The 13,300-nt window shown below is 49.4% G+C and carries 12 protein-coding genes and 3 tRNA genes; 7 read left to right on the top strand and 8 right to left on the bottom strand.

The annotated features are described in order from the left end of the window. Both BM185_RS01695 and BM185_RS01700 read right to left on the bottom strand, forming a co-directional pair. Complete coding sequence (locus BM185_RS01695; RefSeq protein ID WP_091958319.1) at nt 1-555, bottom strand: response regulator transcription factor; 555 nt, start codon at nt 553-555, stop codon at nt 1-3. A 24-nt stretch (nt 556-579) separates the two neighbouring features. Next, nucleotides 580-1,869 (bottom strand): ATP-binding protein, encoded by a 1,290-nt coding sequence (locus BM185_RS01700; RefSeq protein ID WP_245751648.1) that lies wholly within the window; start codon nt 1,867-1,869, stop codon nt 580-582. A gap of 138 nt (nt 1,870-2,007) precedes the next feature. On the opposite strand from BM185_RS01700, the gene BM185_RS01705 reads away from it, so the two are divergent. Next, the gene (locus BM185_RS01705; protein ID WP_091958322.1) at nt 2,008-3,594 is read left to right on the top strand and encodes a peptide chain release factor 3; all 1,587 of its coding nucleotides are present in this window, start codon (nt 2,008-2,010) and stop codon (nt 3,592-3,594) included. A 7-nt stretch (nt 3,595-3,601) separates the two neighbouring features. On the opposite strand, the gene BM185_RS01710 is transcribed toward BM185_RS01705, so the two are convergent. The 6 genes from BM185_RS01710 to folD form a co-directional block, all read right to left on the bottom strand. Next, nucleotides 3,602-4,273 carry a helix-turn-helix domain-containing protein gene (locus BM185_RS01710; RefSeq protein ID WP_091958324.1) on the bottom strand — a complete coding sequence of 224 codons (672 nt, stop codon included), beginning with the start codon at nt 4,271-4,273 and terminating at the stop codon, nt 3,602-3,604. A 397-nt stretch (nt 4,274-4,670) separates the two neighbouring features. Continuing rightward, nucleotides 4,671-5,864, bottom strand: coding sequence for an amino acid aminotransferase (locus tag BM185_RS01715; protein WP_091958327.1), 1,194 nt, complete (start codon nt 5,862-5,864; stop codon nt 4,671-4,673). A 3-nt stretch (nt 5,865-5,867) separates the two neighbouring features. Beyond that, on the bottom strand, nt 5,868-7,265 hold the full coding sequence (locus BM185_RS01720) for a GGDEF domain-containing protein (RefSeq protein ID WP_091958330.1): 1,398 nt from the start codon (nt 7,263-7,265) through the stop codon (nt 5,868-5,870). Beyond that, nucleotides 7,262-7,882: a chemotaxis protein CheC gene (locus BM185_RS01725; RefSeq protein ID WP_091958332.1), complete on the bottom strand. Its 621-nt coding sequence runs from the start codon at nt 7,880-7,882 to the stop codon at nt 7,262-7,264. The genes BM185_RS01720 and BM185_RS01725 overlap by 4 nt, the downstream gene beginning before the upstream one ends. 9 nt (nt 7,883-7,891) lie before the next feature. Further along, nucleotides 7,892-8,251 (bottom strand): response regulator, encoded by a 360-nt coding sequence (locus BM185_RS01730; protein ID WP_091958335.1) that lies wholly within the window; start codon nt 8,249-8,251, stop codon nt 7,892-7,894. Between the two features lie 71 nt (nt 8,252-8,322). Further along, nucleotides 8,323-9,177, bottom strand: a complete 855-nt coding sequence (gene folD, locus BM185_RS01735) for a bifunctional methylenetetrahydrofolate dehydrogenase/methenyltetrahydrofolate cyclohydrolase FolD (protein WP_091958338.1) — start codon at nt 9,175-9,177, stop codon at nt 8,323-8,325. Between the two features lie 221 nt (nt 9,178-9,398). Here folD and BM185_RS01740 point away from each other — a divergent pair. The 6 genes from BM185_RS01740 (at nt 9,399) to clpX (ending at nt 13,289) form a co-directional block, all read left to right on the top strand. Further along, nucleotides 9,399-9,475: transfer RNA gene (locus BM185_RS01740), tRNA-Pro, on the top strand. Between the two features lie 32 nt (nt 9,476-9,507). After that, nucleotides 9,508-9,584 (top strand) — tRNA-Arg (locus BM185_RS01745). Nucleotides 9,585-9,605: 21 nt separating this feature from the next. Further along, nucleotides 9,606-9,681, top strand: a tRNA-His gene (locus BM185_RS01750). Between the two features lie 226 nt (nt 9,682-9,907). Next, nucleotides 9,908-11,209, top strand: coding sequence for a trigger factor (tig, locus tag BM185_RS01755; protein WP_091958342.1), 1,302 nt, complete (start codon nt 9,908-9,910; stop codon nt 11,207-11,209). A gap of 158 nt (nt 11,210-11,367) precedes the next feature. Further along, nucleotides 11,368-11,985: an ATP-dependent Clp endopeptidase proteolytic subunit ClpP gene (clpP, locus tag BM185_RS01760; protein ID WP_091958345.1), complete on the top strand. Its 618-nt coding sequence runs from the start codon at nt 11,368-11,370 to the stop codon at nt 11,983-11,985. Between the two features lie 29 nt (nt 11,986-12,014). After that, nucleotides 12,015-13,289 (top strand): ATP-dependent protease ATP-binding subunit ClpX, encoded by a 1,275-nt coding sequence (gene clpX, locus BM185_RS01765; RefSeq protein ID WP_091958348.1) that lies wholly within the window; start codon nt 12,015-12,017, stop codon nt 13,287-13,289. Nucleotides 13,290-13,300 lie beyond the last annotated feature (11 nt).

Here is a 13,300-nt window from a genome sequence, read left to right on the forward strand (position 1 = left end):
TTAACGCCTGACCGGGCGTTTCTGTAACTTGCGTTGTAGCGTGCGTCTATGCATTCCCAGGGCTCTGGCCGTAGCTGAAATATTACCCTCATGCTCATGCAGTACCTTCTGAATATGCTCCCAAGTCAGGCGGTTGACTGACATAGGCTGTTCAGCCAGAGGCGTATCCGGATTGCCTTCCTGCTTCTGAAAGGCGGCCAGAATTTCATCGGCATCCGCAGGTTTACACAAATAGTTGACGGCCCCCAGCTTAATAGCTTCAACCGCTGTGGCGATACTTGAGTAGCCGGTTAAAACCACTATCTTGGATTGGGGTGAGGCCTCAATCAACTGTGGCAGCAGGTTTAAACCCGAACTCCCTTCAAGCTTTAAATCAAGAGTAATATAGTCCGGCTCAAAGTCGCGGCTCTTTTCCAAGGCTTGATGTTCATCCTGAACAACTGTTACTTCATAGCCTCTTTTACTGAAAGCTCTGTCCAGAACCTGGCCAAAAACTTCATCATCATCTATGACAAGAATGCGCAGACTCTCTTCTACTGGGGCTTCACTACTCATGGGGCTCTACTTCTCCGCAGGATTTCAGGTTGCCTGATTGGCAAGTACCGGCAAACGTACTTCAGTGAGGGTACCACCCTGACTATGATTATACAGACGTACGGCACCGCCAAGCCGGTTTATTGTCGCATGAGTCAAAAACAGGCCCAAACCCAAGCCTTTGCTTTTGGTGGAAATAAACGTTTGGCCCAGGCGTTCAGCGATTTCCATGGGAATGCCGGGGCCCTGATCGTGAATTTCAATCTGCGCTTCGACAGCGCTCCATTCCATACTGATGGTTACAGGCTTTTTACCACTGGCATCAGCGGCATTATTCAATAGGTTGATCAGCGCCTGTTGCAGGGTAATATCAGCCAGAATCCAGGGTTCTGGCAAATCGATATCCGGCCAGTCGATGCAATAGCGCACATCGGGTCGAAGCACTTCCCAGTGTTCTAGAACATCTTTTAGAAAGTCTTTGATGGGTTTGGTTTCCGGGTTTAACAGCCGGGAGCGATCGGCATTACTGACCAGTGATTGCAGAGTGACCTTGCAGGTATCCACCTGATGTCTAAGCAGTTGAAGGTCAGCGAGTAATTCTGGATTATTTTGATGCTCATTGCTCATTTCCTTAAGTATGACCGCCAAAGTGGAAAGGGGGGTGCCCAGTTCATGTGCAGTTCCTGCAGCCTGGGTAGCCACAGCCATAATTTGCTCATCCCTTAAAGCCTGCTCACGCGTTTGGGAAAGATCAGCATCCCGGTTGCGCAGCGACTGGGCCATTTTGTAAACAAAAACCGTAATCAGGCCGGTACTTAAGATGAAGTTCGCCCACATGCCCAGAATATGCAAGCTTAAGCCTTCAGCTTCCTGATGTTGTCCTAACTGGGGGACGGGATGATGGAAAAACATCAGCAGGGTGTAAGAAGCAAGAATGTAACTGGCCAGTATCCAGGTGAAGCGCCAGGGTAAGGTGGCGGCAGAGATGGTTAGCGGCACCAGGAAATAGGAGATGAAAGGGTTGTTCGCACCTCCGGTCAGATAAAACAAAAGGCTCAAACCAATGACGTCAACCAGGAGGTGCAACAGGTATTCAATATCGGCCACCGGGCGCGGCCAGTTAAGCCGCCACCAGGTCAGTAGATTGATCATTGCCATGGCAAAGATCACGGAAAACACGGCAACGATGTTGAGCTGGAAGTTGACGACTTCCAAACCAAAAATAATGCCACCCAGAAAACCTGTCCAGGTAATCCCTCTGACCAGGGTCAGACGCATCAGGTTGCGACCCGGTGTGGAGAGGGGGAGGGGTTGGGTGTGAAGGGTTTCGTGCAAAATTCTGGCTCCTTGGGTCGAGGTCAGCGAGTTTAAGGGAAAAAGCTTTTTGCAGCCAGGTTCCCCTTGGCATTGTTTGTCGGACGTTTATCAGCGAAAATATCGCCCTTTTCCTTAATACCGATCAATGAGGTCTGGATGTCCAGCAAAGCCATTGCCAACGAAGTTCTCAAGCGGCGCACTTTCGCAATCATATCGCATCCTGATGCAGGTAAGACGACGATCACTGAAAAGCTACTACTCCTTGGGCAGTTGATTCAAACTGCCGGGAGCGTCAAAGGTAAAAAAAGTGACAAGCATGCGACTTCTGATTGGATGACCATGGAACAGGATCGGGGGATTTCCATTACCTCTTCGGTGATGCAGTTTCCTTTTAATGGACGGCTGGTCAATCTGTTGGACACGCCAGGTCACGAAGACTTCTCGGAAGATACCTATCGTACTCTGACTGCTGTGGATTCGGCCTTGATGGTTGTGGATGGTGCCAAGGGTGTAGAGGACCGCACCATCAAGCTGATGGATGTTTGCCGCTTGAGAGATACGCCTATTTTTTCCTTCGTCAACAAGCTGGATAGGGATATACGCGACCCTATTGAGCTCTTGGATGAAATAGAAGAAGTCTTGAAAATTAAGGCGGCCCCCATCAACTGGCCAATCGGTTCCGGGCAGTGGTTTAAAGGGGTTTACAATCTCTATAACGATGAAATCCATATTTTTAAACCTGGACAGGGTCATCTGCTGGCTGACGACCAACGTATTCAAGGGCTGGATTCTCAGGAAGCCAGGGATTTTCTTGGCGACGATTATGAAGAATTGGTTGAAGAGTTGGAGCTGGTCCAGGGTGCTACTCACGCCTGGGATCAGGAAGCTTTTATGGAAGGTAAGCTAACCCCAGTCTATTTCGGTACAGCATTGGGTAATTTTGGCGTACGTGAAATGCTGACCGATTTTGTGGAGTGGGCGCCTTCCCCTGCCGGCCGGGCCACAGAAACACGCCAGGTTGCCGCCGATGAAGAAAAATTCAGCGGCTTTGTTTTTAAGATTCAGGCCAATATGGACCCCAAGCATCGTGACCGCATTGCCTTTATGCGGATTTGCTCAGGCAAGTATTCGCGGGGCTTGAAGATGCGTCATTGCCGTATCGGTAAAGATGTTCGGATTGCCGATGCGGTCAACTTCATGGCTGGTGAAAGGGAACTGCTGGAAGAGGCCTGGTCAGGCGATATCATTGGCCTGCATAACCATGGGACGATTCAGATCGGTGATACCTTTACAGAGGGTGAAGAGCTGAAGTTTACCGGTATTCCCCACTTTGCGCCTGAGCTCTTTAAATTGGTCCGGCCTAAAGACCCCTTAAAAATGAAGCAGTTACAAAAGGGCTTGCAGCAGCTTTCTGAAGAAGGTGCTGTGCAGCTGTTTCAACCTTTCAAAAATAATAATCTGGTCTTGGGTGCAGTTGGCCAGTTGCAGTTTGAAGTGGTGATGTTCCGCTTGCAGGACGAATACAAGGTGGACTGCCTTTACGAGCCGATAAGTGTCCAGACAGCGCGTTGGGTGGATTCTTCTGATGCCAAAAAACTGGAAGAATTCAAACGCAAGTCAGAAGAAAATCTGGCTCGGGATGGTGCCGGTCTTTTGACCTATTTGGCACCGACCCGAGTCAATTTGCAGTTAGCGCAAGAGCGTTTTCCAGAAATCGAGTTTCACTCGACCCGCGAGCACTGACTTAGGGTTATATAGCCTCATGCCAGTCGCGATGCCGTTGTTGGCGTGGCTGCTGGCTGGGGCGGGCCTGGGTTGGAACTAAAAGTTCCAACTGCTTACCATTCACTTCCAGCTTGGCTTTGCCCAGGCCTTCACTGGGTGGCATTTCCAGCAGCTTGCTGGAAATCCGGTAAACCAGTTCGCCATTGGCCAAATGGAAAGGAATCCACAGGCTTTCCATCCAGCGGTAACCTGAATGCAGCGTGGGTGTTGGCAGAGTAAATCTGGCCCAGTTGATTCCAGCATCAAAGGCACCGGCATCCTTCATCCACTGATAAAGGTTCATTGCTGTGTCATTTAGTAACGGCAGGTAGGTGTTACCTACTAACTCTTCTCGGCTGCGACAGCCGTTAATGGCTAAAGAGGTTTCCGAGGCTGCTAAAACCCTGAGTTGGCAGTCAAGGATAAGGGCAAAGTGCAAATCCATATTGACACTTTCCAGAAGGGGCTCATCCATCTCCATAAGTGGGGCGGAAAGAACCTGTTCCAATTCTTTACGGTAACGGGCTGAAGGTGTGATATGGCCTCTTTCCCAGCGGGAAACAGCACCCTGATCAATATTCAATAAATCTGCCAATTGTTGCTGGGTCAGATTTTTTGCCCGGCGCAGTCTTTTGATACGCTCACCTAAATCTTGCATGATGAAGTCTCCGTCACTGGTTACCTGCCTGAATTTTTATTTTATGTTATTCATTGTATATAGCAGGCAACGGATTGGCATACCTAATATCAGGGATATACCTCAAAGCTTGAACTGGGTCACAGTTTAGTAAACATAGGTTTCAGAGCTGTGACGAATTCAACATGCAATTATGATTCCAATAAGGCATTTTTATTGTTCTTTACTGCAAACAGTGGCTGAAATCTTGGAAAAATGGACTATATGACCAGCCAAGCTAGTAGTTGACGAGAGATCGCTCAAACGAAAAAAATCGCCAGAAGAGGGCAGGCGGATGAGGGAATAACGAATAGGGTGCGCTTCTAGGGAGAAGCCGGGCGTTACTCAGAAGAGGTTGCCCGGCTTATCTCTTGGTGCTTTAGGAGGCTTTACAAGTAGCGGCAATGGCTGTGCACAGGTATTCCAGGTTTTGTTGGTTATAGCCGGCAATGTTCATGCGGCCGCTGGAAACCATGTAGATGCCAAATTCTTTTTGCAGACGCTCCACTTCCTGGGGCTTGAGGCCCGAATAGGAGAACATGCCCTTTTGTTGAGCCACGCAAGCAAACTTCTCAGCCAGGCCGTGAGGTTCCAGCGCCTTTACAAAATCCTGGCGCAGGGTATTAATCCGCTCACGCATCTCGGTGACTTCTTCTTCCCATAGCGGCCTTAGCTCTTGGCTACCAAGAATGGTGGCAACAATAGAACTGCCATGAGCCGGTGGGTTGGAGTAGTTGGAGCGAGCAACAACAGCCAATTGGCTGCGTACCTTTTCCATATCATCAGCCGTTGCTGCAACAGCAATAAAGGCACCTGTACGCTCACGATAAAGGCCAAAATTCTTCGAGCAAGAGGCTGTAATCATCACTTCGGGCAGGTGTTCTGCAAGCAGGCGAACAGCCCAGGCATCCTCTTCAAGCCCTTCACCAAAACCTTGATAGGCAAAGTCCAGTAGGGGCAGAAGTTCACGCTCTTTCAGTACTGCCAGTACTTCTTGCCATTGTTGTTGGTTGAGATCAAAGCCGCTGGGGTTATGGCAGCAAGCATGCAGCAGGACAACATCACCCTGGGGAATCTGCTTTAGATCAGCCAAAAGGGCTGGAAAGTCCAATTGGTTACTTTCAGTATCAACATAGCGGTAACTGGCTGTTTCCAAACCAGCCGCCTTGAAAATAGCCTGGTGGTTGGGCCAGGTGGGGTTGGAAAGCCAGACTTTTTTCTTGGCGTCGATACGCTTGATAAAGTCCCCAGCCAGACGGAGAGCACCGGTGCCACCAGGCGCTTGAGTCAGGCTGGCTCTTTCCAGTAAGGGAGACTGCTGGCCGAGCACCAGAGGAAGCAGGTGTTTGCCAAAAGCAGGATCACCATGGGAGCCGATATAGGCCTTGGTTGTTTCACTTTGCAGTAACAGAGATTCAGCTTCCTTGACCGCCCGCATAATGGGCGTTGTGCCTTCAGCATCTCGATAAACGCCGACCCCTAAATCAATTTTGTTGGGGTTGGTGTCTTTATTAAAGGCTTCAATAAGACCGAGAATAGGGTCTGCTGGCAGGCGTTCAACGTTTGCGAACATCATTTATCCTTCTGAGTTGGACTTGTGAGCATTGTAAACCACGCTGGGTAGATCGCAACTGGCTGCTTGGCCTTTACCGCGTGATTTGGCTAGATACATGGCATTATCAGCTTGAGTCAGTAGCTGGTTGGCAGAGGTGCCTTGATCAGGGAAAACAGCAATACCTATGCTGGCACCTGTACTTAATGTCGTATCTTGCCAGGGAAAAGGTTGGGCCAGAAGCTGGTTGAGTTTTTCAGCCAGCTGGTAGGCTTCGTCTAAAGTAGAGTGGCTGGGGCTGAGCACGATCAACTCATCACCGCCGAGCCTGGCTGCCAGGTCTTCTTTTGGCAGCAGCTGTTCAAGGCGCTGGGCTAATTCAACCAGTAAGGCATCCCCGGCATCATGTCCATGGGTATCATTAATAGCCTTGAAGCCATCCAGATCAATGAAAAGTAGAGAGAAAGGCTTGCTGCTTGCGGCCTCGCAGGCTTCCTGAAGCTTACGGGTCAGTTGGCTCCGATTGGCCAGGCCGGTCAAGCTGTCATGTTCGGCAAGGTGGCGCACCTGCAGGAGTTGATGATGGTTTTGCAAGGCAATGCTTGCCAGTTGGGTGCTGCGTTCCAGTAGTGTTTGACTGCCAGTAGGTGTGCTTGCATCCTCCGGCCAACCCAGTTGAAGAACACCGGCCAACTGCTCATCAGCAGTGATCAAAGGGCAGGCCCACCAGCCAGGTGTTTTTTGCAGTTCCTGGCTTAAGGCCGCTAAGCTTGCTGGCGAGGTGGAGTCCAAACTGATGTTGGAAGGTAAAAGCTGATTCTTGGCAGCCAGGGGGTTAACCAAACCCTGTTCTGCATTTAGTAAGAGTAAGCCTGCCTCGGCACCTGGTGCCAGTTTTTCAATACCTTCACAAAGCGCCTGCCAAACCTTGTTGATGGGTTGGTTATGCGCGACTAAAGACAGTATTTCCTTTTCAAAGCGCAGCAGGGCTTCTGCTTCACGCAGGTGAAGTTCGCGACGAACTGCGCTGCTGACATCATTGATTTGCAAAAGGCAGGCAGCCTGGCCCTGATACTCAAGGGGCCTGATCATGATGGAATGATGCAGCTGTTGGTCTTTGCCTGGTTGCTGAAGAGGAAGCAAGTAGGGGTGCAATTGATGAGAAAGTCGTCTGGATAGCTTGTTTTTGCAGGCTTCTTTAATAGCATCCTGCAGCGCTTTGGAAGGCTGCGTGGTAAAGAGCAGGTGTAGCTGTGCTTGGCTGGCTTCATGGCTGGTTATGCCCGTTACTCTTTCCATCCAGGCATTCCATAAAAAAATCTGGCCCTGATCATTACAGAGAATCAAGCCTGTTTCCAGCAGCCCAAAAATTTTCTGAAGCGTCGGGTCGGGTGGCATTTTAGGGTCAGGGTCAGACATCATGGGCCTAGCAGGTCAGCGAGATACTCTTGCAAAGCTATATGAAAGCCGTCAGCACTTCTAAGGTCAATAATAAATGCCAAGTAGCCTTGCAGGTTGCGCTGGCGCAAAGAAAAATCGATTTGTACCAGCATGATCAGCGAGTCTTTTTGATCGCAAAGAATTTCCAGCATCTTCTTATGATCGCCGCTGTAAGCTTCTGGCAGAGACGTGTTAATTTCACGTTTGAGCAGATTGGCCAGAGAGGCCAGGCAGGAGTTCAGGAGAATATTGCCCAGTTCAGCCAGGGTATCCTGCTCCAGTTCTGAAATTTCGCTCGCGCTGAGCTCATTGCCAACGACAATGCGAACCAGCTCCAGGCTGCGTTCTTCAGGAAAAATGAGAGCGGCCTTGCCACTGATGAAGCCGTCAAAAGCCTGGGTAACCCCAGCAAGGCTTTTGGGAAGCAGTTGTTTGAAGGTGTCCTCGGCAGTATCCAGCTGCACAAAGTCCACCTTGGGAACGGATAAGAGAACTTCATCCTTAACCAACTGGGAAAGGGCGCTGGCTGCACGCCCCACGCCAAGATTCATCAGTTCAACAATGGTTTCCTGTTCATCATCAGAAAAGATTGGGCTCATAAAGGTGCCTTAGCTGTTGATGAGCTGATTGAGTTGCTCTTGAGTAACTGGCTTGCCCAAAAACTTCATGCCCTGCTGGGCTGCTCTTTCCTGAATGGCATCCTGCACATTGGCAGTGACCAATACTAAGGCTAGATCAGGCTGGATTTTTTGGATTTCACTCGCCAGCTCAATTCCATCACGGCCTGGCATATTGTAATCAATCAGCGCCTTATCAAAGGTGTGCTCTTTGACCAGATCCAGGGCTTCATCAGCATTGGCGGCTTCCTGAATTTCCACTTCCTGGCCACATTCTTTAATGAGATGTTTGAGGGTCAAACGAGCAACACGGCTATCATCAACCAGCAAGATTTTTAATGCTTGGGGCATGGGTGAGTCCTGAGCGTTTAGTATTTATGAAAGGTAGCTCATATTAATGATTAATCCAGGTGGCTGTCGAGTCAGACTTCACGTTTTTCGCAGGCTTCCAGGGTATTTTCCAATAAACTGGCGACTGTCATAGGACCAACGCCGCCGGGCACAGGTGTGATCCAGGCAGCGCGCTCTGCAGCGGCTGCATATTCAACATCGCCAACCAGGCTGCCATCTTCCAAACGATTAATGCCGACATCAATAACCAGGGCTCCGGGTTGGATCCATTCACCTTTGACCAAGCCTGGTTTGCCAACACCGACGACGACGATATCCGCAGCCGCAACTTCAGCTTCCAGATCTCTAGTGAAACGGTGAGTTACCGTTACAGTGCAGCCTGCCAGGAGAAGTTCAAGAGCCATGGGGCGCCCAACAATATTGGAAGCACCAACAATAGTAGCTTTCAGGCCTTTTAGGTCGATATCCAGGCTTTCCAACAGGGTCATGATGCCCTTGGGTGTGCAGGGGCGCAAAAGCGGTTGGCGTTGAGCAAGGCGGCCCAGATTATAAGGGTGGAAACCATCGACATCCTTAGCAGGGGCTATGCGCTCCAGTAAAGGGTCGGCAGATAAATGTTCGGGAAGGGGGAGTTGTAAAAGAATGCCATCAACTTCAGGGTCGGCATTGAGCTTATCAATCAACTGTTCCAGTTCCTGCTGGGAAGTGCTGCGATCCAATTTGTGTGAGGAAGAAAGGATGCCAGCCTTTTCGCAAGCAAGATGCTTGTTGCGAACATAGACTTCAGAGGCGGGGTCACTGCCGACCAAAATAACAGCTAAAGCGGGCGCTCTTTTGCCCGAGGCCAAGCGTGCCTTAATTTGTTGTGCTACCTTTTCACGGATATTCAGCGCTATTTGCTTGCCATCAATCAGTTGGGCGCTCATTGAGTGTGTTTTCCTGCGTCGATGAAGTAAGTGAATATTAGAATGCCTCTATTGTCGCATGAGTCGATGATCAGGGAAACTCCAGGAAAGGGGTGGCGGCCACTGGGGTATAAAAAGATAAATTATTTTTGCTTCAAGGGGTTGACCCAAAAATTTAACGCCCTATAATGCGCATCTCGTTGGCAGGCACTTCTTCGCAAGAAGTCTGGCAACAAGAAAAACGGGGTATAGCGCAGTCTGGTAGCGCGCCTGCTTTGGGAGCAGGATGTCGGGGGTTCGAATCCCTCTACCCCGACCATTTTTTTAAATGGTCAGGCAGGTCAAAAATCCGCGCCTATAGCTCAACCGGATAGAGCAACGGCCTTCTAAGCCGTAGGTTGCAGGTTCGAGTCCTGCTGGGCGCGCCAGGCGCCTGTGTTTAAGTTGTGGTGAGCGTAGCTCAGTTGGTAGAGCTCCGGATTGTGACTCCGGCGGTCGTGGGTTCGAGCCCCATCGTTCACCCCATTCCTAAGTCTGTATCTCTCTCCTTTCTTTATTAGAGTAAACGCCGTAAGGTGTCCTTTTGCATTCTTATGGATTTGATGAATGCGGGTTATTAAGGCACTTTTTTATCGCTAGCGGCTTGCTGCCTAGCCCAGTAACTCTTAAAATCCCTCTTTTAATCTCAAGACTTGTCGCTTGGATTTTAATTTTTTGCAAAAGCCCATTTAGTGTTTAACGAGGATCATCCATGCAAGTTTCCGTAGAAACGACTTCCGCGCTGGAGCGCCGTCTGACCATCCAGGTGCCGGCTGAAAAGGTCGATAGCGCTGTAGATGCCCGTCTGAAACAGACCGCCAAGAAAGTCAAAATTGACGGTTTTCGTCCAGGCAAAGTACCTATGACTGTTGTAAAAAGTCGTTTCGGTGAAAGTGTTCGTCAGGAAGTTCTATCAGAACTGATGCGCGAGCACTTTGTTGAGGCTGTTACTCAGGAAAAACTCAACCCTGCAGGAACTCCTGAAATTGAGCCCCTGAAAATGAAAGCGGGCGAGCCTTTTGAATTTGCAGCCAAATTTGAAGTCTATCCTGAAATTGAAGTGAAGACTCTGGAAGGTGAAAAGGTTGAGCGTCCAGTTGCTGAAATTCAGGATGGCGACCTTGAAGACCTGATTACTGATTTGCGTAAGCAGCGTGCCACCTTTGAAGAAGCCGATAAGGCCGCTGAACAAGGCGACCAGGTGAACCTGGATTTTGAAGGCTTTGTTGATGGCGAAGCCTTCGCTGGTGGCAAGGCAGAAGGTCATGATCTGGTACTGGGTTCCAACTCTTTCATTCCCGGCTTTGAAGACCAATTGGTTGGCAGTAAAGCGGGTGAAGAGAAAGACGTTACAGTGACCTTCCCGGAAGACTACCAGGCTGAAGATCTAGCCGGTAAAGAAGCAACCTTCAAATGCAAAATCAATAGCATCAAAGCCCAGAAGCTGCCTGAACTGAATGATGAGTTTTTTGCTGACTTTGGTGTAACTGAAGGCGGTGAAGAGGCTTTCCGTAAAGAAGTTCGCAAAAACATGGAAGCCCAGCTCAAGCAGGCCATCCGTAATACCACCAAGCAGGCGGCTTTTGATGCACTGATGAAAGCCAACCCCATTGAAGTTCCTGCTGCCCTGATTGATAACGAAGTTGATAACCTGCGTCGTCAGGCTGCCCAGCAATATAACCTGGGTGAAGACTTTGATATCAGCCAGATTCCAGCTGACCTTTTCAAAGACCAGGCCAAGAACAATGTCACTCTGGGTCTGCTGGTTGGTGAAATCATCAAAGCCAATGAAATGCAGGCAGATGATGCCGTAGTTGATGGTTTGATCAACGAAATGGCTCAGTCTTACCAGGAACCTGAAAAAGTTGTTGACCATTACAAGTCTAACCCAGAAATGCTGCGTCAGGTTCAGGCCGCTGCCCTGGAACAACAGGTTGTTGATAAGCTCTTGGCTGAAGCGGAAGTGACTGATGTCACGAAAAGCTTCAAAGAGCTGGCAATGCCTGCTCAATAAGCCAGCAGCTGGTCTTTTTAGGCTTGCTTGGCAGTAAAGACCGGCGCTTAGGCGCCGGTTGTTTTTTTGGGGTAGAGTCGAATTCCTGGTGGAATTTATTTGCAACCTCAGTTAGTTTAGAGGCTATAAAATCACTTTTGGCTAATAACGGGATAAAGATGACTAAAAGTCTGGATATTCAAAATGCCGGCGGACTGGTACCCATGGTGGTTGAGCAGTCTGCTCGTGGTGAACGTGCCTATGACATCTATTCACGTCTGCTTAAGGAAAGGGTAATCTTTCTGGTCGGGCAGGTTGAAGACTACATGGCTAACTTGATAGTAGCCCAAATGTTGTTTTTGGAATCGGAAAATCCCGATAAAGACATCTATCTTTATATCAACTCTCCGGGTGGATCAGTCACTGCAGGTATGTCGATCTATGACACCATGCAGTTTATCAAACCTGATGTTTCCACCATGTGTATCGGCCAGGCAGCCAGTATGGGTGCTCTTCTGCTGGCCGGTGGTACTGAGGGTAAGCGTCACTGTCTGCCTAATTCACGCATGATGATTCACCAGCCATTGGGTGGTTATCAGGGGCAGGCTTCTGATATCGAAATACACACACGCGAAATTCTGGGTATTCGTGACAAGCTCAACAAAATTCTTGCCCATCACACGGGTCAAAGCTTGAAAACCATTGCCAAGGATACGGATCGTGATAATTTCATGGATGGGCCTACAGCAGTGGATTACGGCCTAATTGATTCAGTATTGGACAAGCGTCCAGAATAATCGCTTCAAAGAAGTGAATGGGGTAGAAAATGACCGACGGCAAAAAGAGTAACGACAAGCTTTTATATTGTTCATTCTGCGGAAAAAGCCAGGATGAAGTCAAAAAGCTGATAGCAGGGCCCTCGGTCTACATCTGTGATGACTGTGTTTCCCTGTGTACCGACATTATTCGTAATGAACTGCAAGACGAAGAGCTGGGCGAAGAAAACGAGCGCTTACCAACACCCAAGGAAATTCGTGCTCACCTGGATGATTATGTCATCGGCCAGGATCGGGCAAAAATGGTGTTATCTGTTGCTGTTTACAATCACTACAAGCGCTTGCGTCCTGGAGCCAGCCGCGGAGACGATATAGAGCTGGGTAAAAGTAATATCCTGCTAATCGGTCCCACCGGCTCCGGTAAGACGCTGCTGGCTGAAACCCTGGCCCGAATGCTGAATGTGCCCTTCACCATGGCCGATGCCACCACTTTGACCGAAGCGGGTTATGTTGGTGAAGATGTTGAAAACATCATCCAGAAACTGCTGCAAAAGTGCGATTATGATGTTGAACGGGCGCAGCGTGGCATCGTTTACATTGATGAGATCGACAAAATCTCCCGCAAATCGGACAACCCTTCCATCACTCGTGATGTTTCGGGTGAGGGTGTCCAGCAGGCCTTGCTTAAATTGATTGAAGGCACAGTAGCTTCAGTTCCTCCTCAGGGTGGTCGTAAGCACCCCCAGCAGGAATTCCTACAAGTGGATACCAGCAACATGCTGTTTATCTGTGGTGGCGCTTTTGCTGGCTTGGAGAAGGTCATCAAGGCCCGCACCGAGAAAGGCGGTATCGGCTTTAGTGCAACCATTGCCAGCAAAGAAGATAAAAGCCTGGGTGAGTCCCTGGCGGATATCGAGCCGGAAGATCTGGTGCGCTTTGGTCTGATTCCTGAATTTATTGGACGTCTGCCTGTAGTTGCCACCCTGTCCGAATTGGACGAGGATGCCCTGATTGAAATTCTGACGGCACCCAAAAATGCCTTGACCAAGCAGTACTACAAGCTGTTTGAGATGGAAGGCGTTGAGCTGGAATTTCGTGAAGAGGCCTTACGTGCGGTTGCCGAAAAAGCACTTGAACGTAAAACAGGGGCTCGTGGTCTTAGATCGATCCTGGAAGCCGTGCTTCTGGATACCATGTATGAAATTCCTTCCCTGGAAGGGGTCTCAAAAGTGGTTCTGGATGAAAGTGTCATCAAGGGCGATGCTAAACCCCTCATGCTTTACGAAAACGATGAAGTTGAACAACTGGCCGTCAACCGTGACTAAGCTGGTATGAA

This window comes from Marinospirillum celere (assembly GCF_900112235.1).
Lineage (GTDB): Bacteria > Pseudomonadota > Gammaproteobacteria > Pseudomonadales > Halomonadaceae > Marinospirillum > Marinospirillum celere.